This window comes from Arthrobacter sp. MDT2-16 (assembly GCF_054510925.1).
In genome coordinates, this window is sequence record NZ_JBTNDP010000012.1 from 1 (window position 1) to 21,994 (window position 21,994).

Annotated in this window: 23 protein-coding genes and 1 pseudogene; 19 read left to right on the forward strand and 5 right to left on the reverse strand. The window is 64.7% G+C overall.

Annotated elements, in window-relative coordinates; genetic code table 11:
- The 4 genes and pseudogenes from ACX80N_RS16400 to ACX80N_RS16415 all read left to right on the forward strand — a co-directional run.
- Positions 1 to 205: pseudogene (locus ACX80N_RS16400) on the forward strand (transferase); the annotation flags it as partial.
- Positions 189 to 1,844, forward strand: coding sequence for a dipeptide ABC transporter ATP-binding protein (locus ACX80N_RS16405; RefSeq protein WP_459340217.1), 1,656 nt, complete (start codon positions 189 to 191; stop codon positions 1,842 to 1,844). The pseudogene ACX80N_RS16400 and the gene ACX80N_RS16405, both read left to right, overlap by 17 nt.
- Entirely contained in the window at positions 1,810 to 2,553 is a 744-nt protein-coding gene (locus ACX80N_RS16410; RefSeq protein ID WP_459340218.1) for a GntR family transcriptional regulator, read from the forward strand. The genes ACX80N_RS16405 and ACX80N_RS16410 overlap by 35 nt, the downstream gene beginning before the upstream one ends.
- Before the next feature lie 881 nt (positions 2,554 to 3,434).
- Complete coding sequence (locus ACX80N_RS16415; protein ID WP_459340278.1) at positions 3,435 to 4,610, forward strand: IS30 family transposase; 1,176 nt, start codon at positions 3,435 to 3,437, stop codon at positions 4,608 to 4,610.
- A 63-nt stretch (positions 4,611 to 4,673) separates the two neighbouring features.
- Here ACX80N_RS16415 and ACX80N_RS16420 read toward each other — a convergent pair whose 3' ends face one another.
- Positions 4,674 to 4,901, reverse strand: coding sequence for a helix-turn-helix transcriptional regulator (locus tag ACX80N_RS16420; protein WP_459340219.1), 228 nt, complete (start codon positions 4,899 to 4,901; stop codon positions 4,674 to 4,676).
- A complete protein-coding gene (locus tag ACX80N_RS16425) occupies positions 4,901 to 5,293 on the reverse strand; it encodes a hypothetical protein (protein WP_459340220.1) in 393 nt (130 codons plus the stop codon). Before ACX80N_RS16425 ends, ACX80N_RS16420 begins: the two co-directional genes overlap by 1 nt.
- 397 nt (positions 5,294 to 5,690) lie before the next feature.
- Between ACX80N_RS16425 and ACX80N_RS16430 the strand changes: the two genes are divergently transcribed.
- The 4 genes from ACX80N_RS16430 to ACX80N_RS16445 all read left to right on the forward strand — a co-directional run bounded on the left by ACX80N_RS16430 (position 5,691) and on the right by ACX80N_RS16445 (position 8,248).
- Positions 5,691 to 6,353, forward strand: a complete 663-nt coding sequence (locus tag ACX80N_RS16430) for a recombinase family protein (RefSeq protein ID WP_459340221.1) — start codon at positions 5,691 to 5,693, stop codon at positions 6,351 to 6,353.
- A gap of 13 nt (positions 6,354 to 6,366) precedes the next feature.
- Positions 6,367 to 6,666, forward strand: coding sequence for a hypothetical protein (locus ACX80N_RS16435; protein ID WP_459340222.1), 300 nt, complete (start codon positions 6,367 to 6,369; stop codon positions 6,664 to 6,666).
- Between the two features lie 23 nt (positions 6,667 to 6,689).
- Positions 6,690 to 7,175 carry a hypothetical protein gene (locus ACX80N_RS16440; protein WP_459340223.1) on the forward strand — a complete coding sequence of 162 codons (486 nt, stop codon included), beginning with the start codon at positions 6,690 to 6,692 and terminating at the stop codon, positions 7,173 to 7,175.
- A 125-nt stretch (positions 7,176 to 7,300) separates the two neighbouring features.
- Positions 7,301 to 8,248 (forward strand): oxygenase MpaB family protein, encoded by a 948-nt coding sequence (locus ACX80N_RS16445; protein WP_459340224.1) that lies wholly within the window; start codon positions 7,301 to 7,303, stop codon positions 8,246 to 8,248.
- Here the strand turns inward: ACX80N_RS16445 and ACX80N_RS16450 are convergent.
- Together ACX80N_RS16450 and ACX80N_RS16455 are read right to left on the reverse strand one after the other, a co-directional pair.
- Positions 8,245 to 8,820 carry a hypothetical protein gene (locus tag ACX80N_RS16450; RefSeq protein WP_459340225.1) on the reverse strand — a complete coding sequence of 192 codons (576 nt, stop codon included), beginning with the start codon at positions 8,818 to 8,820 and terminating at the stop codon, positions 8,245 to 8,247. The two genes, ACX80N_RS16445 and ACX80N_RS16450, sit on opposite strands and share 4 nt — an antisense overlap.
- A 100-nt stretch (positions 8,821 to 8,920) precedes the next feature.
- Positions 8,921 to 9,376, reverse strand: coding sequence for a hypothetical protein (locus tag ACX80N_RS16455; protein ID WP_459340226.1), 456 nt, complete (start codon positions 9,374 to 9,376; stop codon positions 8,921 to 8,923).
- A gap of 384 nt (positions 9,377 to 9,760) precedes the next feature.
- Between ACX80N_RS16455 and ACX80N_RS16460 the strand changes: the two genes are divergently transcribed.
- The 9 genes from ACX80N_RS16460 (at position 9,761) to ACX80N_RS16500 (ending at position 15,079) form a co-directional block, all read left to right on the forward strand.
- The gene (locus tag ACX80N_RS16460; protein ID WP_459340227.1) at positions 9,761 to 10,195 is read left to right on the forward strand and encodes a hypothetical protein; all 435 of its coding nucleotides are present in this window, start codon (positions 9,761 to 9,763) and stop codon (positions 10,193 to 10,195) included.
- An 88-nt stretch (positions 10,196 to 10,283) separates the two neighbouring features.
- A complete protein-coding gene (locus ACX80N_RS16465; RefSeq protein WP_459340228.1) occupies positions 10,284 to 10,562 on the forward strand; it encodes a hypothetical protein in 279 nt (92 codons plus the stop codon).
- 133 nt (positions 10,563 to 10,695) lie between these two features.
- Entirely contained in the window at positions 10,696 to 10,950 is a 255-nt protein-coding gene (locus ACX80N_RS16470; RefSeq protein ID WP_459340229.1) for a glutaredoxin family protein, read from the forward strand.
- 97 nt (positions 10,951 to 11,047) lie between these two features.
- Complete coding sequence (locus ACX80N_RS16475; RefSeq protein WP_459340230.1) at positions 11,048 to 11,596, forward strand: single-stranded DNA-binding protein; 549 nt, start codon at positions 11,048 to 11,050, stop codon at positions 11,594 to 11,596.
- A gap of 367 nt (positions 11,597 to 11,963) precedes the next feature.
- Complete coding sequence (locus tag ACX80N_RS16480; RefSeq protein WP_459340231.1) at positions 11,964 to 12,137, forward strand: ParB family protein; 174 nt, start codon at positions 11,964 to 11,966, stop codon at positions 12,135 to 12,137.
- Positions 12,138 to 12,963: 826 nt separating this feature from the next.
- Positions 12,964 to 13,095: a hypothetical protein gene (locus tag ACX80N_RS16485; RefSeq protein WP_459340232.1), complete on the forward strand. Its 132-nt coding sequence runs from the start codon at positions 12,964 to 12,966 to the stop codon at positions 13,093 to 13,095.
- The gene (locus tag ACX80N_RS16490) at positions 13,092 to 14,015 is read left to right on the forward strand and encodes a ParB/RepB/Spo0J family partition protein (RefSeq protein ID WP_459340233.1); all 924 of its coding nucleotides are present in this window, start codon (positions 13,092 to 13,094) and stop codon (positions 14,013 to 14,015) included. The genes ACX80N_RS16485 and ACX80N_RS16490 overlap by 4 nt, the downstream gene beginning before the upstream one ends.
- 24 nt (positions 14,016 to 14,039) lie before the next feature.
- Positions 14,040 to 14,426 carry a hypothetical protein gene (locus tag ACX80N_RS16495; protein WP_459340234.1) on the forward strand — a complete coding sequence of 129 codons (387 nt, stop codon included), beginning with the start codon at positions 14,040 to 14,042 and terminating at the stop codon, positions 14,424 to 14,426.
- Between the two features lie 353 nt (positions 14,427 to 14,779).
- Entirely contained in the window at positions 14,780 to 15,079 is a 300-nt protein-coding gene (locus ACX80N_RS16500) for a hypothetical protein (protein ID WP_459340235.1), read from the forward strand.
- Between the two features lie 99 nt (positions 15,080 to 15,178).
- Here the strand turns inward: ACX80N_RS16500 and ACX80N_RS16505 are convergent, their stop codons facing one another.
- The gene (locus ACX80N_RS16505; protein ID WP_459340236.1) at positions 15,179 to 15,619 is read right to left on the reverse strand and encodes a hypothetical protein; all 441 of its coding nucleotides are present in this window, start codon (positions 15,617 to 15,619) and stop codon (positions 15,179 to 15,181) included.
- Between the two features lie 551 nt (positions 15,620 to 16,170).
- Between ACX80N_RS16505 and mobF the strand changes: the two genes are divergently transcribed.
- Together mobF and ACX80N_RS16515 are read left to right on the forward strand one after the other, a co-directional pair.
- The gene (gene mobF / locus ACX80N_RS16510; RefSeq protein WP_459340237.1) at positions 16,171 to 20,958 is read left to right on the forward strand and encodes a MobF family relaxase; all 4,788 of its coding nucleotides are present in this window, start codon (positions 16,171 to 16,173) and stop codon (positions 20,956 to 20,958) included.
- A 244-nt stretch (positions 20,959 to 21,202) separates the two neighbouring features.
- Positions 21,203 to 21,484: an SRPBCC family protein gene (locus ACX80N_RS16515; protein WP_459340238.1), complete on the forward strand. Its 282-nt coding sequence runs from the start codon at positions 21,203 to 21,205 to the stop codon at positions 21,482 to 21,484.
- Positions 21,485 to 21,994: the final 510 nt, after the last annotated feature.

Genomic DNA, 21,994 nt, shown 5'->3' on the forward strand with positions numbered 1-21,994 from the left:
CACCTGGGAGCCCGGGGGCGCCGTGGTGGAGGACCGGCTCGGCGAGGACGTCATCGCGGAGCTCGAACGCCGGGGCCATGTCGTCACGCGCGCGGGGGACTGGTCGCTCGGCCGGCTCTCCTCCGTCAGCAAGGACCACGAGACCGGCGTGCTCTCCGCCGCCGCCAACCCCCGAGGAGCACAGGGCTATGCTGCAGGACGCTGAGAACATTCTCGAAGTCACCGGACTGGAGGTCGCCTTCGGCGGGACGCCCGTCCTGCACCGGGTCGGCTTCTCGATGCGGCGCGGTGAACGCGTGGCGATCGTGGGGCAGTCCGGCTCCGGGAAATCGACGGCCATCGGTGCGATCCTCCGGCTGCTGCCCGGGAGCGGGCAGATCACCTCCGGGTCGATCGTGCTCGGTGCAGGCCGCACCCGGGGCGACGTCGTGGACCTCGCCACCGCGACCGAACCGGTCCTGCGGAGCATCCGCGGCCAGCGCGTGGGTCTTGTGCCGCAGGATCCGATGTCAAACCTGAACCCCGCCATGAAGATCGGTCCCCAGGTCGCCGACGCGATCGTGGCGAGCCGGCGCGACGTGGAGAGACCGGACCGCGCGGAGGTGAGGAAGCGGGCGGTCGCCCTGCTCACCGAGGCAGGCATCCCGGACGCCGAGCGCCGCTACGGGCAGTACCCCCACGAGTTCTCGGGCGGCATGCGCCAGCGCGTACTCATCGCCATCGCCCTGGCGGGAGAGCCGGAACTGCTGATCGCGGACGAGCCGACCTCAGCGCTCGATGTCACCGTGCAGCGCCAGATCCTCAATCACCTGCAGTCGCTCGTCGACGCCCGTGAAACGTCCCTGCTGTTCATCACGCACGACCTGGGGCTCGCCGCGGACCGCACGGATCGCATCATCGTGATGTCCGAGGGCCGGATCGTCGAGGTGGGGACTCCACGCCAGATCCTCCTGGATCCGCAGGAGGAGTACACGAAGCAGCTCGTCGCGGCGGCACCCTCGGTGGCAGCGGTGCTCGACGCCGAACCGCTGGTCGACGTCCCGTCGCTGGCGGGGAAGGCGCCGTCGATCCTGGTGGTCGACAAGCTCGTCAAGGAGTTCGCCCTCCGCGGCCAGCGCGGCAGTACCGTGCGCGCGGTCAACAACGTGTCCTTCGAGGTGGCGCGCGGAACCACGACGGCGGTGGTCGGCGAGTCCGGCTCCGGGAAGACGACGGTAGCGCGCATCATCCTCGGTCTGGCGACGGCATCGTCGGGGGAGGCCCTGATCGACGGCGAATCACTCACGACCACCCGCGGTGCACAGCGCCGGGCGCTCCGCCGCAAGGTGCAGCCCGTCTTCCAGGACCCCTATGGTTCCCTTGACCCCACCTACAGCATCGAGCGCCTGATCGACGAGCCGCTGCGCATCTTCGGTGTCGGCGATCGCGTGAGCCGCCGGGAACGGGTCGCCGAACTCCTCGACCAGGTGGCCCTGCCGCGCGCCGTCGCCCAGCGCCGGCCCAACGAGCTCTCCGGCGGTCAACGGCAGCGCGTCGCCATCGCCCGGGCACTCGCCCTGGAGCCCGAACTGCTCATCTGCGACGAGGCGGTCTCTGCACTGGACGTCCTCGTGCAGGACCAGATCCTGGCGCTCCTCGCCGATCTGCAGGATAGGCTCGGACTCACCTACCTCTTCATCACGCACGACCTCTCCGTGGTGCGGCAGATCGCCACCGACGTGGTGGTCATGAAGTCAGGCGACGTCGTCGAGAGCGGCCCGGTGGACGACGTGTTCAACCGGCCGCGGGCGGACTACACGAAGGAGCTTCTTGGAGCCATCCCGGGCGCAGCGTTTGCGGCCTGAGCAGGACGCCGCAGCGCCGCAGCGCGTCCTCGACGCCATCCGCCGCGACATCATCTTCGGCGCACTGCGCCCCGGTACCCGGGTGACGGAGGCCGCGCTGGCCGCCAAGTACGGCGTCTCGCGCATCCCCGTCCGGGAGGCGCTGCGCGCCCTGGAGGCGGAGGGCTTCGTCGAATCGAAACCCTACGCCGGTTCCACCGTGGCGAAGATCCCACTCGACGACGCCGAGGACCTCTTCGCCGTCCGGCGCGTCATCGAAGCGACGATCGCACGCCGCGCGGCACGCCGGATGGCAGCGCAGTTCGCGGCCGATGCGCCGAGCACCGAATGGTTCTCCGCGAGGCGGGCGCTGGCAAACATCCTCGACGACGGCGACCGCGCCGTGGCGGCTGACGCCCTCGCGGACCTGCCCGAACTGAACATCCGCTTCCACCTCGGGGTCGCCGAGCTCAGCGGCAGCGCGTCGCTGACCGCCCTGCTACGCCAGATCTCGGGGAAAATCGAGTGGCTCTACGCAGTCGACGTCGACAACCGCGGGAAGCAGTCCTGGAGCGAGCACCGGCTGATTCTCGCGGCGATCGACGCAGGGAACGAGGCCGAGGCGGAGCGGCTCATGGCCGGGCACGTGGAATCATCCCAGCACGGCTACATGGAGCGGTTTGCCGTACGTGACGGACCCACGGAGGAGCACTCTAGGGTAGGCCCCTAGTACAAAAGGCGGAGGGTGATCGCATGGAGAACAGCGCCGTATCGGTAGGCTCAATGAGAAAAAATAGAGATCAGCTGAGATTGTGGCGTCCCACTAAGGGGTTTTAATGGAACGCCCATCGCGACCTGACCGAAGTCACAACTCACCCATAAGTGAAAGGCTTTGAGCTTCATCCTTTGGGTTCCACCCGCTTGTAGGCGGATGACCTTGGGAGCGGCTAAGCGAGTCCAATGTCTGGTGAGTGGTAGCGTTTCTAGCCTTCGCGGAGTCAAGGCTTTCGCGGTTGTGTTTCCTGCCGCGCACACCGGTGATGCGCTCCTTAACACCGTCCTGGGTATGTACAAGCCCGGTACCTGAACCGCCCGAGACTGGGCCGTCACCTCACAAACAAAGCAGCACAGGCAGCGACGATCAGTCCTCAACGACTGCATCCTCAACACGGACCAGGAACTGCTACCCGCTAATTAACGGGCCAGATATTTGCTGACTATCGTCATTCGAAGTTCCGGCAATCATTCAGCCCTATGCGCAGGAGCGCCACCTAGAAGGGTGACGCACTTGTGTCACGAGTCCGAGTGGGCGATGCGTTCGCCGGTATTTCTACTGCCCATGCCTTGGCGGAAGCCGCTGTTCAACGCTAGGTTTTGTGAACTAAAACTGCTGCGCGACGACGTCTGGGTTCTAGGAGGTGGCTGGTGTCTCGCGGAGGCGACCGCCGGAACGGAGTTCCGGATCGGCGAGGTAGTTCTCTGTAAATCCTTCCGAATTCGTGCGTAGATCGGTGTAGGCGTCGGATCCCGTTTCGCGCAGGCCAAGGGTGGCATAAACAAAGGTGGTCTCAACCGGTCAACGCAACGCCCGTGATCGAGGATGGGCAGGTGATGGAGACGGTGCGTGACTATGGGTTCACGGTTGAGCAGCAGGACCAGCTCTGGGAGCAGTGGCGGCAACGCGATTCGCTGCGGACAATTGCAAGGGATTTGGGGACGACGAACCAGAAGGTGCGAAGATTTTTGCTGCAGTCCGGTGGTATCCGGTTGCCCGCATTGAAGCGAAGCGAGCGGCACCTGTCGACGGCGGACCGGGAAGAGATCTCCCGCGGCATCGTCGCAGGTCATTCAGCGACTGTCATATCTGAGCGACTTGGTCGTGCACCGTCGACGGTCTCGAGGGAGATTCGCCGTAACGGTGGGCGGGAGAGTTACCGAGCCGTGAAAGCGGACCAAAGAGCAGTTTCTGTGGCGAGGCGACCGAAGCCGCAGCGCTTGGACGTGAACCTGATGTTGCTCATCGTGGTCGCGTTCAAGCTGGGACAGGACTGGTCGCCGGAGCAGATTTCCCAGTGGTTGCGCCGCACGTATCCGGAGGATCCGTCTATGCGGCTATCACACGAGGCAATCTATCGCTCCATCTACATCGCTGAGCGCAAAGCTCTAGCAAAGTGCCTTGGCCGGCCGTCACGTCACCTGCGGTCCGGGCGGACAATGCGGGTGCCACGGGCCGCGAGGGTCAGCAAACGCGGACGACTGAAGAACATGGTCTCCATTCATGACCGGCCTACTCACATTGACGAGCGAACTCATACCGGCCATTGGGAAGGTGACCTTGTCATGGGTAGGCGTCCGTCGGCTGTCGCGACCTTGGTTGATCGCAAGACACGATACGTGCGCCTGGTGCACCTGCCGGACGGCATCAAAGCCAATGTTGTCCGGAACGCGCTGACAGCAAGCTTCCGCGGACTGCCAGCGGAGCAACGGCTGTCTCTGACGTGGGATCGAGGGCGCGAGTTGGCTGAGCATCAGGAGCTCACCGCCGAGCTGGGTCTGCCGGTCTACTTTTGCGACAAACGCAGTCCTTGGCAGCGCGGCACGAACGAGAACACAAATAGGCTCCTACGGCAGTACCTACCGAAGAATGGGGACTTGCGTCAGTTCAGTCAGCAAGACCTCGACGAGATTGCAGCCAAGATCAACACCAGACCACGAAGGGTCCTCGACTGGGGAACGGCCGCCGACGCCTTCAGCCCCTCCGCGAGAATCAGCCCTGCAGCGCCATAAGAAAAGCCCTATCGTGCGTCTTCGCGCTTCGAGCCCAACATGTTCACCGACCAAGCTGAGGGGTCATGTCTGGGTGTCGACGAGAGTGAGATCTTCTGCGTCCGGGGTGAAGACGTCTTCGATGTTCGTGTCGAATACATGGACGATCCGGAAGGCTAGTTGAAGGGTTGGCTGGAAGCGCCCGTTCTCCAGCGCGACAATCGTCTGCCGGGAAACGTGCACTCGACGGGCTAGCTCTGCCTGGCTCCAGCGTCGCTCGGCCCTGAGGACATGCAAACGGTTGGAAATCACTATGGCTCCCGGCTCAACCATGTCCAGGCCAGGATCCACATGAGGCCTGCTGCGGCCGCGATCACGGCGGCTGTCAGGCGTGGAGCTCCCGCAAATGCTTCCAGCAAGGAGTAGCTCAAGCCGCCGGCCACGACGACAAGCACAGTCACCATCGAAGCACGAGCGGCGTTCTCACGTTCCACTCCTTCCTGGTCCTGTCGCCGTGTTGCTCGCACTGTGACACCGAAGAAGACGAGGAGAGCAGCCACTGCACCCCCGCCGAGCACTCCGGTCGACCACGTCGGCGCCAGCTCCGAAGTGTTGTAGAGGATGACAGCCCACACGGTTAGCAGCACGTAAGCAGCCAGGCTCCCGAGGAGGCCTGCTGTTTCTGGGCGAGTGAAATTCTTCATACTCCAAAGTAAAGCTAACCTGCCATAAAGACAAGTTTAGTTATCAGTCGGCGGATCACTGCTGACCCCGCAAGAGCAGCCTGCGATGCCACCGGTGGTGAAATGGAGCGTGGGTGGCGGGACGTACTAGAGCCTCTGTGGGTACATCGCGAACAGTAGCCTCGAGTAGTGCTTAGACGGACAAGCACTTTTCCATCGACGCGAGGAAGATTCGCCTAGGCTGGCGAGCACACTAGCAGCGGTGCGTTGACCGGTTGAGACCACCAACGTATTTGCTACACGCAGTTGGGGTGCCGCGAACCATCGTGTAGAAGCTCATTATGTGTAGCAATACACAGTGCCAGAATCTATGTTTCACTTCTTCACCTTTGGGATGAGTTTCGCTACATTGAAGTGCATGGGTCACCTTCTGGGCTATGCGCGAGTGTCGACGACCGACCAGGACGCCGCGTTGCAGGTCGACGCGCTGACTGCTGCCGGCTGTTATCGGGTGTTCGTCGACACTATTTCGGGTTCCCTTGATCAGAGGCCGGAGCTCACGAAGCTGTTGGGTCAGCTCAGGCCGGGGGACACGCTCGTGGTGTGGCGGCTCGACCGGCTCGGCCGCTCCATTCGTCACCTCATCGACCAGCTCACAGCCCTCCAGGACAAGGGCATTGGGTTCAAGTCACTTCAGGAAACGATCGACACAACCTCACCGGGTGGACGCCTGGTCTTCCACGTCTTCGCCGCTCTCGCCGAGTTCGAACGTGACCTCATTAAGGAGCGCACTAAGGCCGGTCTCGCAGCAGCCCGAGCTCGAGGCCGCACCGGTGGGCGCCCACCGCGACTCAGTCTTCAACAGGCCACGGCCGCGAGGCGGATGTACGAGCAGCAGGACATGACCGTCGAACAGATCGGTCAGGTCCTCGGAGTCAGCAGGACGACGATCTATCGGACACTCAAGCGTGACCAGGCGACTCCTGCAAAGGGGCGAAAGCCGAAATCGAAATCTCCTGCGAATTCAGCAGCCGAGGTCGAAGCACTCGGGGCTAGGCCCGCACCAGAGGTCTCTCGATGATCAGGAGAACATGATGATCAAACTGATCCGCTGGTTGCTCAACTCGAGCATCCGGTCTAGCTACCGGTTCGTCCGCGCCATCCTCCGGCTGCCGCTGCTGCTGCTGCCCATCCCGCCGCGGGTCCGCAACCAAGTCGCCGGCGCCTTGGCGATCACACTCTGGTTCTTCCTGCTGCTCGTCCCGGTCGCCATCTCCGGTTCCCCGTGGTGGGCCGAGTGGCCGGTCATTGCCGCGGCTGCACTGGTCATCATCGGCGTGGTGAGAATGGAAGGCCGCCGACCAATCGTCCACCGGCAGGCACGGGTCCGATGACGTCCCGGCAGGGGTAGCAGGCGGTGAGGCAGCGCAGGGGAGAGGCTGACCGGTTCTGGGAGAAAGTCATCAAGGGCCCGCGGCCGCATGACTGCTGGATCTGGACCGGCGCCGTCGCCGACGACGGCTACGGACGGTTCTGGGTCACCCGGAACGGTGAGCAACGCGCCCTGCGGCCGCAACGCTACGCCTACGAACACCTCACCGGAGAGACTCTGCACCCCGGCATCTCGCTCATGCACGTCTGCGACGTGCCGTTGTGCGTTCACGTCAGTACCGGGACGGACACGCACCTGCTGCCCGGTACTCAGGCGTTGAACATGCTCGACCGGTCCCAGAAGGGCCGGCATGCCAACGCCTCGACCTTCCGGTGGCGTGGCGTCGGCCGTGCCCAGTTTCGTGCACGGTCCGTCGAGCTGCGCACAGCCCTCCTCGAGCACGGTTGGAATGAGCCGATCATCCGGCCCCTCCTCACCGGCATCGACCCCGAAGCGCCAACGCTTTTCTGAGGATGGGAGGGTGAAATCGTCCACTTGGTCACGTGCGTCAATTCACGTGTCAGGGCCGTGTTCTACGCTTCGTAGTGGAGTCCTGTCCGGGGTGTCCGTCGTACCCGACCTACCGTCGTTGGAGCATGATGCTTGCTAGCTCGATACCGCGCCCCGCCGATCTGGCCCACCGCGTCCGCCGTGCTTTCCGTGCCCGGGTGTCCGGTGACCCCACCGGGGCGCCGGACTGGGTGCGCGACATCGCCCTGGTCGGGGAGGGACCGGGCTGGTTTGATCCCGACGGTGTCGTCTGGCGGGTCCACGGCGACCTCTCCACCCTCGTCGGCGGGGTCGCGGCCCTCCTGGGACAGGGCACGCATCCGCTGGCAATGGCCGGAGTGGCCCGGCATTCCTCTTACCGCAGCGACCCCTGGGCCCGCCTGGCTGGGACCGCGCGCTGGCTCACTGTGAGCACCTTCGGCTCCGCGGAACTCGCCGAACGGGAGTCGGCGCGGGTCCGCGGCATGCACAGGCGGGTCCGCGGCACCACCGACGACGGCCGCGCCTACTCCGCCTCCGATCCCTCCCTGCTGCGCTGGGTGCACCTTGCCTTCACCGACGCCTTCCTCGGAGCCCAAGAAGCCGTCGGCCACGACCTGGCCCCGCGGTTCGGCCGCACCTGGGCCGACACCTACGTCGCCGACTGGTCTCGCAGCGCCCGGGCCCTCGGGGCCGAGGACCTCCCAGTCAGCCGTCAGGAGCTTGCCGAGGCCCTGCGCGCGCTGGAGCCGGACCTCGAACCCGTCCCCGCCGAGCTCCTCGCCTTCCTCTCCGCCCCCGGCGGGCTGAACCGGGCCGAACGCATCTTCTACAAGGGCCTCGCCAGCGCCGGGGCACTGGTGCTCTCCCCGTCCATTGCCCCCCTCGCCGGGGTACCCGGCCGCGGCGACCGCTCGACCGTGGCCCGCCTCCGCTTGCAGCGCACCCGGTTACAGTTGCGGACCTTCCAGCTGGCCCTCGGGCCGCACAGCCCCTCCGAGGACGCCGCGCGCTACCGAATCGGCCTCGCCGGCCCCCCGGACTGGCTCGGCTAAACCTCTGCCGCGCCGGCGTTCCGGCGCCGTCTTGAGGGCATCCACCATGGCGCCGCGGGCTCGGGCCGTGAAGGAATGGGAGGAATTGGGGTCCTGCGGATCTCCAGGCGCTCCATCTCGTCGAAAGGTATTCGGCCGTGCCACGTCGTGGCGTCGAGACGCGTCAGGTCGCGCAAGGATTCAAGGGCAGATGTGCTCCCGGCGGGGCCATGGCTGAGGTAGCCCCCAATAAGTCGGGTGGAGGGGGTGTAGTCGAGGCCTCCCAGTTCGAGGCCGCGCCATAGTGCGGTTGCAATGCAGGAGAAAGTTTCGTCGGTATCGCACTGTTTGACGACCCGGGTCCATTCTGAAGAGGCCGGGTTGAACGGGTGGGGTGCGTTGGACCATTCCAGCCCGGGGTTCTCGGTGTCCCGAGCGATCAGGGTCACGTCATCGTCCAGTCGACCGTTCCCCTGGAATGCGCCGATCCTGCAGGCGAAGAGCACGCCCTGGAATCGGGCGAATCGTCCGTGCAGTGGCAGGCCTCCCGGAAGAAAAGGTTCCGGGGAAAGACTCGGCGGCTGGCGGCTCATGTGCCCATCCTTTCATCGGCGGCGGCGGCGGCGGCGTCGTCGTCGTCGGCTGGGCGAGCACGGGTATCGACCCCGAAGCTCCAATCCTCTTTCAACCGGATTACCCAGCCGCGCGGCTCTTGATCGGCGAGGATTTGATTTGGACGGTGGTGCCGCGCAGGGTGTAGCCCACGCCGGCGGACACGCACAGGGTGACAGCTCCCAGACAGAGGATCTGAACCCATCCAGGGTAGTGGATGGCGTTGTCCCAGATAAGGCTCAGCACACCGTAGCTGACACTCACACAGGCGGCAGCCGATAGGCCGGTTGCCCAGGCGACGATCGCGGTGGTCTTGGACCCGGTCAGCCATTCCATGATGAGGCCGGGAATGACGCCGAGCAGGCACGAGAGCAGCAGGCCTCCGAAGACCACCATCAGGTACTCGTGCGCGCCGCCGCCACCCATAATCTCCTCGGTCATCCTGACCGCGACGGTGGGCACGAAGATACCCAGGTAGATGAAGTACTTGGCGCGGTCCCTCAGCACGGGAGTCCTAAACATCTGCTGTCCCCTCATCCCAGTCACCTCCTGAGCCTACCCAGCGTCACCAACCCCTGAGCGGTCCTTCGCTTCGCTCCGGCCTGAGAAGGCCCAGGCGCTCCTTCGTCGCACCCGATCCTGTTCTGTCTACGACGTTTTTGCTGCTGTCCTTCGGATTGTGCGCCCCCGCTCCACAGCGTCAACCGGCTCCGCCGGCATCGGGTACGCCGATCCTGTCCGGCGCTCCTGCGTCGCTTATCTCCTCCCAGGAGTGGCGCACCCTCGCACCTACGGCGTTGAGCACTGCTCCGTCGGGGACGAGCGAGCGAGCTCGCCAGCAGGCAAAAACAACGGGGGAGAGAGGCCACTGCTGGTCACCAAGGGGCCCCGACACCACCACTGCACCTAAGGAGCAACACCGTGAACGAGAACAAGACGACCAAGGACACCGCCGAGACTGTGTCGGTGCCTGCCCTGCCGGTAGATGACCGGAGCGGGGACGGGTACGACTGGATGGAAACCCTCACCGGTACGGCATGGGCTGTGCTGCCTAACTGGGGTTCCGAAGGTTGGGACGCCGGATCGTGGCCCTACATCATCCTTGCCGTCGCCAAGAGCAAGGACGACGCAGGGGAGCTGTTCGGGTACGGCCAGTACGTCGAGGGCGACACCGAAACACACTGGTTCCGCTCCCAGACCGCCTGCCACGAAGCGATCACCGAATCGGTGTTCTGGTTCTGGAAGTCCGGCCAGTCAGACGGCCCGAAGGACCTGCCCGTGACGGCGGCCGAGCTTCCCAGCCGCTACCGCAAGCCCTTCTTCGGATGGACGCAGGGACGCGACACCGTCGAGTAAGCGGCCAGCAACCGCACCCCGCCCCAGCGGGCGGGGTGCGGCCCGGCCCTTCACCTCATCCCACTACCTCGAAAGCAGGCACGCACTGATGCCCGAAATGCTGCTCTCCATAAACCGGACCACCACCCAGGCCGACTGCGTCCGAATCGCCATCGACGAAGACGCAATGCTCACCTGGCTGCAGGAGAACCCCAAAGAGAACGACTGGATCCAGCCCATCAGCGACAAGGACGACATATGCGCCGAAGACGTCCTCCGCTACATTGAAGCCCGCCCCGAGCTGCGCGACGACCGCCACTTTCACGAAGCCGCCGGAGAGCCGCGCGAGAGCTGGACCCAGCTGAAAATCGTCGGCCCAGCCGACTAAAAAAGGGCCGTTGAATAGCCTAATTTGCACCATATGAGTTCTGTTTTTTTCACATGGATAAACGCTAGAATTGGTACCAGCAGCACAGCAGTCGACTTTCACTAAGCTGATACGTAACTAAGGACTGAGCGCCATGACTATTACCGTCTACGAGAAGCCGTCGGGCTGTTTCGGATGCAAGAAGACAAAGGAACTGTTCGACGCCGCCGGCGTCCAGTTCGTCACCGTGGACATCACCACCAACGACCAGGCACTGGACTATGTCACGAACGAGCTCGGCTACAGCCAGGCACCGATTGTGGTCTATGAGCGAAATGGCAGCGAGGATCACTGGTCCGGCCTGAACCCCACCAAGATTGCGCAGGTCATCGCCCTCGACGGCAAGTAGCCGAGTCGCGATGGCCGCCTCGTCTACTCAAATACTCAGTTACTCAAATACTCATCAACGACTACACCAGCACCCACACGAAAGGCTGTTGAGCATCATGGCCGGAGAAACCGTCATCACCGTCATTGGGAACCTCACCGCGGATCCCGAGCTCCGCTTCACCCCGAGCGGGTCAGCGGTCGCGAACTTCACCATCGCGAGCACCCCGCGCACCTTCGACCGGCAGAGTAATGACTGGAAGGACGGGGAAACCCTGTTCCTGCGCTGCAATGTCTGGCGCGAGTCGGCCGAGAATGTCGCCGAGACCCTGACCAAGGGGACCCGCGTCATCGCTCAGGGCCGGCTGAAGTCCCGCAGCTACGACACTAAGGAAGGCGAGAAGCGCACCGTCATGGAGCTCGAGGTCGACGAGGTCGGGCCGAGCCTGCGCTACGCCTCCGCGAAGGTCGCCCGCACTCAGCGCAGCAATTCCGGCGGCGCCGGTGGAGGCAACGCCCAGGGTGGGGGAGGCTTTCAGGGAGGAGCGCAGCCGGGCACCTCGTGGCAGCAGCAGCCCGCGGATGATCCGTGGGGAGCCCCTGCAGCAGCTGGAGCCGCTGGCGCCGGCGGATGGGGGGACGGCCCCGAGAGCGAACCCCCGTTCTAAGCGAGTGGCGGGTGGCCGGCTAGAGCTGACCACCCGCCCCGCATCACTCACTGAGGCACACTGGACGGATGCCCACGAATCGACCAGCAAGTGACCAGTTGGCCGAGTGCGCCGAGTGCGGGCGGACGTCTCCGCTGACGTTCACAGGGGATGGGACGCCGCAGGGTTGGGTCTATATCGCAGACGAGGGAATCACCCTCTGCCCGCTGCACCGGAAGCGGCTGCCCGAGGGTTGGCAGGACGTCCTCAGGATCTACAAGAAGGGTGAGGTGGGCGGACTAGCCGGCGACCCCAAGCCGCCACCACCCGCAGGAGCTTTTAGCAACGAGTAGCCGTCGCGACGATCGACACAAGGAGGGAGGCGACCATGAGCAAACGCAAACCAGCGTCTTTCACGCCGTACTTCTCACAGGACGATGCAGGTCAGGTGCGGGCAGCGTTCCTCGCCGCAGGACAGGCAGAGGGGTACCGGTCTGTGACAGACTTGATCGAAGCAGCTGTGATGCGCGAGGTGAAGCGCCTGCAGCGCAAGCACAACTAAGGCAGGAAGTGGGAACCGGTCGCACCGGGGGCCCTCCGGCCAGGCCGACGGACTCTCGAGGAAGAGAAGAACCGGGCCCTATAGATTTCCTGGTTGCAGGGAAACGCAAGAAAAGCAGTACGGAAGCGGGAGCTGGTGGTGCAGCTCCCGCTTCCACCTTTTAACCCTCCGGTAGCCGGCGGCCGTCACCGTGAACGCTCGCCCGCTTAGCCCTCCGGGCTCCGACGTATTGAGTGACTGCAATGCCCAGTCCCGCGCCACAGCCAGCCAGCACCCCTCCTAGGCTCAGATCAAAGACCAGCCGGGCGATCAACAGGACGCCGACGATCAGGGCGAGCTGTACGAGGAGGTTCGCGAAATCACGCATTAAACTCACCCTACGGCGAGCACTTTGTCGGCAGCTGCGCGCCCAGGGAAAAGCCATCCGTGGCCGGCGGTCGCGGGCGTCTGACCTGTAGTGCTTTCCTGGTTTCCGCTAGCGCTCCAACCAGGGCAATGGTCCTCTCGCTTCGCTCCGGCCTGATAAGGCGCGGGCGCTTCTTCGTCGCACCCGACCCTGACGTTTTTTGCTGCTGTCCGTCGGATTATGCGCCCCCGCTCCACACCATCAATCGCTACGCGACGTGGCCGGCCATAAACCTCTACGGCGCTCCTGCGTCGCTTATTTCCTTCGAGGTTTCTTAGCAGGCCCCGCCCTACGGGTTGACAGTGCTCCGTCGGGGACGAGCGAGCAAGCTCGCCAGCAGGCAAAAAACAACGGGGAAAGGATCCACTGCTGGTCACCAAGGGGCCCCGACACCACCACTGCAACCAAGGAGCAACACTCATGAACGCTCAGCTGACCACTCAGCCGACCCTTGAAATGATCGACCCTCGCACGCTCACCGTGGACGTGAACGTGCGCAAGGACGCCGCCCTGACGCCGAGTTCATTGCGAGCATCGAGGAGCACGGCGTGATCGAACCCGTGATCGCACACCGCAAGAACGACGGCACCGTGCACGTCCTGATGGGCCAGCGCCGCACCTGCAGCGCGGTCGAAGCCGAGACACCCCTGATCCCGGTCATGGTCGTCGCCAGCCCGGAGGAAGTTGAGTGGATCACCACGCAGGTCGTGGAGAACGTTCAGCGTTCCGCGCTGACCGATGCGGACGAAGCCGACGCCTTCCACCAGCTGTCCCTGCTGGGAGTGAGCGCGGCGCAGATCGCGAAGAAGACCGGACGCGCAAAGACCCAAGTCGAGGGAGCGTTGAAGACCAAGAAGAGCACCGCAGGGGAAGCCGCACTATCCAAGGGCCTGAGCATCGAGGAAGCCTTCGTACTGGCCGAGTTCGAAGGCGACGAGGACGCCACCGAGGAACTGGAATCGGTCATCGCGGACGAGCCCGACATGCTCGCGCACGTCGCCCAGCAGATGCGCGACAAGCGCGCACGCGAGGAAGCCCGCGCCGCACTGGTGGCCGAACTGGAAGCCGCCGGGACCGCCGTCGTGAAAGATGTGAGCTACGGTTACTACCCGACGGACGAGAACGTGGTCGTCACCGGTCTACTCCGAACCGACGGAAAACGAGCCACGGACGAGGACGCGAACGCGGTCTGCATCGCCAACAACTACCACGGCGAGTACACCACCATCCCGGTCGTTACCGGATGGAAGGAACTGGGTTTCACCCTCCGACACGCCACGAGCACAGCGGCCCCGAAGGGACCGATGAACGATGAGCAGAAGGCCGAGCGGAAGACCCTGATCGCCAACAACAAGGCCATGGAATCGGCGACTGTTGTCCGGCGCGACTTCGTTCGGTCCCTGCTGGCGAAGAAGCAGGCACCGAAGGGCTGGCAGTACTTCACCGTCCACGCGCTGACCCACCACTCTTAGGTTGCCAGCGGTTACGAGGGAGCCGTGGCCGCTGAGATGGCCGGAGCGAAGATTGAGGGCAAGGAATCGTGGGGGTGGAACCCGCTCCGCGACCACGTCGCGAAGACCACTACCCGACCCGAGGTGCCCATGATCGCGTTGGTCTGTGCAGGATTTGAGAAGACCATCGCCAAGGATTCGTGGCGCTCACCGATCGCAAGCCACCTGACCTATCTCACGCAGTTGGTCACGTGGGGGTACACGCCGAGTGAGGTCGAGCAGATCATTCTCGACAGCGCTAACAAGACCACCGAACCCGACGAAGACACGAAGGACGTGGAGGGGGCCGCGCAGGCAGAGCCGGGTGAGACGTTCGAGGAAGTCCACGCAGACGAGGAGGAGATGATCGCGGAGGAGTACGCGGCCGAGTAGCACCGGGGACCGGTGGTGCAGGAGCGACAGCCCTGCACCACTGGCTCCGGCCCGGGCTGCATGGAATAGGGGAGCGGGTCGGCTCTCCGCTGGTGGGCGGGGCGGTTCGCCGCCGCTGCGGGAACCTCGAGCTGTGGTCGCCGGCGACGAACCGCCGTCCTTGCACTCAAGCTCACCGTGGCTTCGGTGCCGCACACCAGGTATGCACGCACCGGCCGCGCCGCACACCGACACGAGCGGGGAGGCGCTGGGCTGATGTGCGGCAGAGGGGGCGCGATTTCATTGCCGGTCGATCGGAGGAGGAACACACTGGAGGTGGCCGCAACGGTGCGGTCCTGCCGAAAGGAACTCCGATGAAACGCTTCGCCCTCATCGCCGCGGCAACTGCGGCATTTGCCTTCATTCCGTCAACGGTGGCTCTCGCAGAGCCTGCCTCGACGACCGGTTGCCCCGCCAGCAATCAGCTTCTAGACGTCGCAGAACTGTCCGCCTTGCGCTACCGACTCCCCGCGCAGGTCGATGCCGAGGGCAATGGCAACGGCGCCGTCTGCGCCAAGCCATTGAACCCGGTGGTGCAGGAGAGGGTCTGCCCCGCGGCTACCTGTGCTGTGGAAGTCGTCTACTCCTTCCGCGATGACAACCTGACCCGATAGCAGCCAACCCAAGCCAGCGCTGAGCAACTGCTTTTTGCGCTCAAAGGGGACCCACACCAATCGGTCCCCTCACTTTGTGCCGCCCGCTAAAGCTTCGCGCTATGCGGCCTTCGTTTCGGCGGCAACCTGCTCTGCCACTTTGTCCGCTGTCTCCGCCAGAGTCGACGCCGTCCCCGCGTCCTTCGCCGCATCCGCGGATACGGCGGCACCACTGGCACCGTCCAAAGCCCGCTTCATCTCGGCGGTACTGAGCCCGAGTCGGGCAGCGACCGCTGCGCGGCTCTCCCCGGTGTCGAGCATCTGCTGCACCTTCGCGCCGGCTTCCTTCGCTGCCGCCTCGGCGTCCTGCTCGGCTTTCGCCAAGATTACGTCGGCGCGTTCCCGCGCCTCGGCGCGGATCTGCTCTGCCTGCTGCTCCTGCTCAAAGAACTCCGCCGCCAGGTCAATCAACCGCTCGTGCCGTTCGGTCAGCTCCTGGGCTTTCGCCCTCGCCTTTTCCCGTGCCGCTACCTGCTGCGCTGACTTCCTCGGTGCTGCCATGATGACTCGTCCCCTTCACTCATCCCGCGTTCAAAACCTGTATCTGACGCTGCCCCGGCCGCGACTTGCGATCCGACACACTTTCCCTTGCAAACCTAACGGTCAGAGCCCACCCGTCACAGGCGCAACACTCAGCTCTCCGCTCATGCCGGCGCCATAGACCTTTCATGCGGGCCTCGCTGACGCTCGGGCTGGATGTAACGAGCGTTGACTACACGTGGACAGCTCCGAGATAACCAACGTCTCTATGCTGCCCACCTGGTGGATAACGTCCGTTTGCGGTTCCACACAATCGAACGAACCGTGGATAACGAAAACCGTGTTACCCACCGCCCATTCTCATGTGCACAACCGCATCGAGAATCGATGGACAGATTGTGCTGGGTTCCATGGCGCCTCATCTGGGTTTCCTCCTCCGTCGTCACCAAGCGATTTAGCACCCTTCCAACCAGCAGAATCTGTCACACCTCTTGCATCTTGATAAATGAGGCCAAAACCGCGCGGCGTGCCGCCTTAGATGGGGTGGGGGAGTGGGTGAGGATGAGAGGGTGATGACCGTCCATAAGCTCAGCGCTGGGGACGGCTACGCCTACTACACCTCCGAGGTCGCCAGCGGCGACGAACTGCGCGCAGGCGACCGGGAGCTGGGGGACTACTACACCGTCGAGGGCATGCCTCCGGGTCAGTGGGTCGGACACTCCGAGCAACTGCTGGGCGTGACCGGCGAGGTCACCGAAGCGCAGATGAAAGCCCTCTTCGGCGAAGGCCGGCACCCCGAGGCGGCGAGCATCCTCGCCACCGGTGGCACGGCGAGCGACGTGAAGCTGGGCCAGAAGTACCACCAATACGATGCAGCGGATACGACGATGACACGCCGCATCGACGAAGAAGTGGCCCGGTTCCGGCGCACCAGCGGACCCGCGTGGAGCGGCCCGGACAACGCAGACAAGGCGCTACCGAAAGAGGTCATGCACGAAATCCGGTCCCGGGTCGGTGGGGAGCTGTTCCGTGAATCCCACGGACGCAACGCCCGCAGCAACGAAGAACTCGCCCGGTACATCACCGCGCACACCACCCCCTCGAAGCAGACCGTCGCCGGGTACGACCTGGTGTTCTCGCCCGCCAAATCCGTATCCCTGCTGTGGGCGCTCGGCGGCGACGAAGCGCGCAAAGCCATCGAGACAGCACACAACGAAGCCATCACCGAGACGATCAGCTTCCTCGAGAAGAACGCCACCTACACCCGCCGCGGGAAAAACGGGGTCCGCCAGATCGACGTCAAGGAAGGACTCGTCGCTACCCAGTTCCGGCACTACGACTCCCGCGCCGGAGACCCCCAACTCCACGACCACGTCGTCATCGCCAACAAGGTCAAGGGCAGCGACGGGAAGTGGTCCTCCCTTGATGGACGCACCCTCTACAAGATGGGCGTCGCGGCGTCCGAGACGTACAACGCGAAGGTCATCGAGAAGGTCTGCGCGTCCCTCGGTGTGAGCACCGTCGCCCGATCCACTGGCGGCGGAGAGCCCGTCTACGAGGTCGCCGGCATCGACCTGGACAGCATCCACCGGGCATCCTCGAGGCGCACCAACATCTCCGGAGCGATCAACCGGTTGGAGGCCGAGTTCACCGACAAGCACGGGTACGCGCCCAGCGATAAGCAGAAGATCGCCCTCGCACAGCAGGCCACGCTGGAGACCCGGCCGGAGAAGAAGAGCGCCCGCCGGCTCTCCGAGCTGGTCGAGGAATGGCAAAAGGACTACAGCACCGGTCTGGACGGCGGGATGGGGATGCCGGTCGGATCTGCCCTCCTCGAGCACGTCCGCAGTGCCGGTCCCCGCACCCCCGATGGCGCCCGGGCAGTCCCGAGTGTCGCTGACCTCGACGTGCACGAGCATGCCCGTCAGATCGTGCACGAGCTGTCGGCGAAGCGTGCCTCATGGGGCCGAAATCACGTCATCGCCCAGACCCGCCGACACCTTAAAGAAGCCTTCCCCGGGCAGACCATCACCGACGAAACCGTGGAGAAAGTCACCCGCGCCGTGACCGGCACACACAGCCTCCAGGTCACGCCTGTTGCCATCACACCGCGCCTGCGCGAGTTCCAGCGCGCGGACGGCTCAAGCCAGTTTCAGCAGGCCGACAGCGCCCTGTTCACCTCCCACGAGGTGCTGAACGCCGAGCACAAGGTCCTCACCGCTGGACAGAAGACCGTCATTCCCGCTGTCTCCACGGAACGCTTCGAGAAGATCCTCGCCCAGCACACAGAAGCCGTGGCCACGAGCGGGGGACCGGCCCTGTCGACAGGACAGATTGACCTGGCGCGTGCGTTCGCCACCGACGAGAAGCTGCTCACCCTCGGCATCGGACCCGCAGGCACAGGTAAAACCACCAGCCTCTCCCTTGCCGCCGACGCCGTCCGGGACAGCGGTGGACGGGTCATCGGACTCGCGCCCACCGCCACCGCGGCCGCCGTCATGAGCGGGGACCTCGGAGCCGAAGCAACCACCATCGACGCGTTCCTGGCCGCTCACCGCAACCACCAATCCGGCAGTAGCACCAGCGCAGGTGCCTTCGCTCTCGGGGCCGGCGATGTGATCATCGTCGACGAGGCCGGCATGGTCACCACCCCGAAACTCGCCGACGTCGTCGCCGTCGCCGCCCGCAACGGCGCCGTCGTCAGGGCGATCGGAGATGACCGCCAGCTCGGCGCCATCGGCTCCGGCGGCGCGCTGCGCCTGCTCAACAACGAAGTCGGAGCGATCCGCCTCGAGGAAGTCCACCGCTTCCGCATGGAAGGCGAGTCAGAGGCATCCCTGGCGCTGCGCGAACCACCCGCCGCCGGCGCGGATACTCCGTTTCACTGGTACCTCGAGAACAAGCGCGTCACCGCCGGGACCCTTGAGGCCATGACGCAGGACGCCCTCGCGGCGTGGATGACCGACACCCAAGCCGGTAGGACCTCGCTGCTGGTCGCCACCGACAACGCGACCGTCACCGACCTCAACGCCCGCGCACAGGCCGCCCGGATCGCCACCGGCGACCTCACCGACGGCACCGGTCCGATCACCGAAGCAACACCGTCCGTGGTCCTCCGCGACGGGCTCCGCGCCTATGCCGGGGACACCGTCGTCACGCGTAAGAATGACCGCACCCTGCAGGTCAACCAGGGCAAGGACTTCGTCAAGAACAATGACGTCTGGACCGTCGAAAAGGTCACCGCCGACCCCGCCACCAACACAGCCGCCGACGCAGCTGCAGGGCAGGAGCGGCAGCGCATCACCCTCCGGCACGCAGGCCACCGGGGACGGATCACCGTCGACGCCGACTACCTCCACAAGCACGGCCAGCTTGGCTACGCCGCGACCGTGCACCGCGCCCAGGGCGCCACCGTGGACACCGCGCACGCGATCCTCGACGAGCGGACCGACCGCGCCAGCGCCTACGTCGCCGCCACCCGAGGACGCGAGACGAACCGGCTCTACGTCGCCCTCGGCGACGACAACGACCAGAGCGTCACCCGCGACAGCGTCCTGTCCACGATCACCGCGAACTACGACCGCACCCTGTCCGCGCACGAAGCAGTACGGCTAGAGGCCGTCCGAACCGGTGATGTCGCCACCCTCGCCGGCGTCTACAACGAGGTCGAGAATGCCGCATGGGAAGCCAAGACCAAGACCATCGCAGCCAAGGTCATGGGACCGCGGACCGCCGTGCAGTTCACCTCCCACGAAGCATGGGGAGCAGTAGCCACCCACCTGCGTACAGCAGAAACCCAAGGACTCGACCCCGCCGCACTCCTCGCCCAGGCCGCCGGCATCAGCCCCGACAGCAACAGGGACAGCAACGGGCGCGGGCAGCACGCCGACACCGGGCACCTTCGCGGGTTCGACGGAGCCCAGGACCCGGCAGCCGTCCTCGCATACCGGCTCGAGCAGCGCATCGACACCGCCCACAGCCTCCTCACCAACGCCGATCACCGTCCCCTCGGGGCCGTGTCCGATGAGCACCTGGCCCGGCTCGCCGATCAGGCCACGAGGCACGCAGCAGGAGCCGAGCTGCCCCGCCGGTCGCCCGGTGAAGCACCAATGGACACCGGGCTGGACAGGGAATGGGCGGCACGCCCCTTCGCACTCATGCCGACCGACAGACTCACCGACGCGCGCACTGATGCCCTGCAGCGAGTCCAGTCCGTCGACCCCACCACAACAGGAAACACAGAGACACAGAGAACTGTGTTGAAAGACCAGTGGATCGTGAAGGCGATGACCGTCGAACTGGAACGCCGCCAGGATCTCTCACCGGGCCAGTCCGCGATCGAGCGCACCGCCCGCGGGGAAGACCCCCGCACCGCACACCAGGTCACCATCGGCGACGCCATCCGGTACGAGCAGGAGCTCCGATCCGTCGCACTGCCCCAGATCAGCACGGAGAGCATGCGGCCAGCAGCTGCCACGTCGGTCAGTGAGGATCTTGCGCCGTCCGTCCTGCTGCGCGATGAGTTGGTGCCCTCGTCGTACCGGACCGAGCTTGACCGGCTCCGGGCGCACCTCGGGCAGAGGGTCGTGGTCCGAGGCGCGCAGCTCGCGGAAGAAAAGCCTGCGTGGAAGAACGCCCTCGGTCCCGTGCCCGGAAAGGACGCGAAAGCAGCCGAGTGGCACCGCATCGCGGCCGAGACCGAGGCGTACCGGAACCGATACAACATCGGCACCCACGAGACCGCGCTGATCCCCAAGCAATACCGGGACGACCCCACCGCGCAGCGCCTCATCGAGCGCGCCACTGCCCTGCACAAAGACAGTGAACTCACCACCATCGCACCGCGAACGGCCGCTCAGAGCCAGCAAGCAGCGGACGAGGCAGCAATCGCCGACCGGATGGCCACCGAGCAAGCTGCTGCCCGGCGCGTCATCGACAAGATGCGTGCAGAACGCGCCGCCGCCAGCGATCCGCTACCGGCGCCGCAGCAGCGTGAGGCACGGATTGTGGAAGCTATTCAGACCGAGCCGGTACCGCAGCAGGGCGACGATATGTCGGCTGCCGTCGCCCGTGTGCTCGCCAGGCACCGCGCACAGGCAGCAGCGGCTGCAGGCGAACCAACGTTTGATGCGAAGGACCAGGGTCGAAAGGAGGCATCTGTGAATGAGAAGAACAGCCCTGCTGCACGTCGTACCAATCCTGGTGGAGGATTCAGCCAGCGGCAGGCCGAGTTGATCGAAAGTCGGAAGGCCACTGCCGCGGAGCGCCAGGCGCGCGAAGCGGCATCAGCTAGGAGGGACGCGGCAGCAGCAAGTCGTAGAGCTGACCAGGTGAAGAAGGACAACGGCCGCTCCCTGTAGCCGCTAGGGAAGGCACAGCCCTCACCCAACCCATCCCTTCGCCGTGCGGGCGCTAGAAGATTAAGCCGGGTGGCGGTAGCGCAACGCGTATGTGTGATCGGGAAGAATCAGCGTCGGGAAGCCCCAAATCTTGGGGTTCCGGTCTCAGCAAAAGGACATATCCATGATTCAGCGCACAAGAAATGAAGTCATCCGAGTTTCAGGATCGACGCACATCTCCGTGACGCCCGCGGAAGTTTGAGCTGTGATCAAGCCCGCCGAAGCCGCCATGTTCCTCGAGCCGACAGTCGTGAATGCTTTTCAGGTGACCGGCACACCGGAAGGGGTGGGGGAGATGCAAGGATTCATCTCCCACCGCGAGGGTCAGGAACACGTCCACCTCATAGAGATTGTCGAGGAAATCCCTGAGCAGCTCGCCGTCATCAGGCATGTCGGCAGCAACGATCCCGCGGCAAGAACGACCTACCGCCTTACCCCTGATTCCACCGGAACCAGCCTCGAGTTCGAACAGGCACTTACGGTTTAGCCGTACACGCCCGCTCGGTGGCGTCCATCCGAGAGCAACACCAGCTGGCTGCTGTCACATTACTGAGCCGCGTGAAGTACATCCTCGAGCAAGACCACAGCCCCCGCCGAGGACGTCACGCCTAAGTAAGGCGAGTCGGCCGATGCCTCACAATTGGGAGCGCCAAGCCGCGGGGTCCTATAGGAGTTTCCGAACTCTGTAAGTACGTTACTTCCGCAGTCGGAGTCTTGCGGTGACCTGGCAGTGCAACCGAAAGCAGACTTGTTCGTTTTTTGGTTCTTAATCTGCCGGTGGACTGGCCATTGGGCAAGCTATGGCGAGGCGGATGCGGCGGGGTACAAATGTCCAACAAGCTGTTGGACAATCGCGCTGCATGAGCGGGGTTTGTGCGTCGCCGCAGTCTGGTGCAACAGTCTCTGAGGTGTTCCAGTCTCACTCTTGATCGCTGACATGGCGTCGGCCCTGTAGTCGTCGTTACCGTGCTCATCGTTTGAGGCAGGACGCTCTACT

Bases quoted from the DNA above. Each gene is read 5' to 3' on its own strand.
- ACX80N_RS16475 (WP_459340230.1), top strand. From the start codon at position 11,048: ATGGCCGGAGAAACCGTCATCACCGTCATTGGGAACCTCACCGCGGAT.
- ACX80N_RS16425 (WP_459340220.1), bottom strand. From the start codon at position 5,293: ATGAAGAATTTCACTCGCCCAGAAACAGCAGGCCTCCTCGGGAGCCTG.
- ACX80N_RS16430 (WP_459340221.1), top strand. From the start codon at position 5,691: ATGGGTCACCTTCTGGGCTATGCGCGAGTGTCGACGACCGACCAGGAC.
- ACX80N_RS16415 (WP_459340278.1), top strand. From the start codon at position 3,435: ATGGAGACGGTGCGTGACTATGGGTTCACGGTTGAGCAGCAGGACCAG.
- ACX80N_RS16480 (WP_459340231.1), top strand. From the start codon at position 11,964: ATGAGCAAACGCAAACCAGCGTCTTTCACGCCGTACTTCTCACAGGAC.
- ACX80N_RS16445 (WP_459340224.1), top strand. From the start codon at position 7,301: ATGATGCTTGCTAGCTCGATACCGCGCCCCGCCGATCTGGCCCACCGC.
- ACX80N_RS16485 (WP_459340232.1), top strand. From the start codon at position 12,964: ATGAACGCTCAGCTGACCACTCAGCCGACCCTTGAAATGATCGACCCT.
- ACX80N_RS16505 (WP_459340236.1), bottom strand. From the start codon at position 15,619: ATGGCAGCACCGAGGAAGTCAGCGCAGCAGGTAGCGGCACGGGAAAAG.
- ACX80N_RS16500 (WP_459340235.1), top strand. From the start codon at position 14,780: ATGAAACGCTTCGCCCTCATCGCCGCGGCAACTGCGGCATTTGCCTTC.
- mobF (WP_459340237.1), top strand. From the start codon at position 16,171: ATGACCGTCCATAAGCTCAGCGCTGGGGACGGCTACGCCTACTACACC.
- ACX80N_RS16465 (WP_459340228.1), top strand. From the start codon at position 10,284: ATGCCCGAAATGCTGCTCTCCATAAACCGGACCACCACCCAGGCCGAC.
- ACX80N_RS16450 (WP_459340225.1), bottom strand. From the start codon at position 8,820: ATGAGCCGCCAGCCGCCGAGTCTTTCCCCGGAACCTTTTCTTCCGGGA.
- ACX80N_RS16455 (WP_459340226.1), bottom strand. From the start codon at position 9,376: ATGAGGGGACAGCAGATGTTTAGGACTCCCGTGCTGAGGGACCGCGCC.
- ACX80N_RS16470 (WP_459340229.1), top strand. From the start codon at position 10,696: ATGACTATTACCGTCTACGAGAAGCCGTCGGGCTGTTTCGGATGCAAG.
- ACX80N_RS16435 (WP_459340222.1), top strand. From the start codon at position 6,367: ATGATCAAACTGATCCGCTGGTTGCTCAACTCGAGCATCCGGTCTAGC.
- ACX80N_RS16405 (WP_459340217.1), top strand. From the start codon at position 189: ATGCTGCAGGACGCTGAGAACATTCTCGAAGTCACCGGACTGGAGGTC.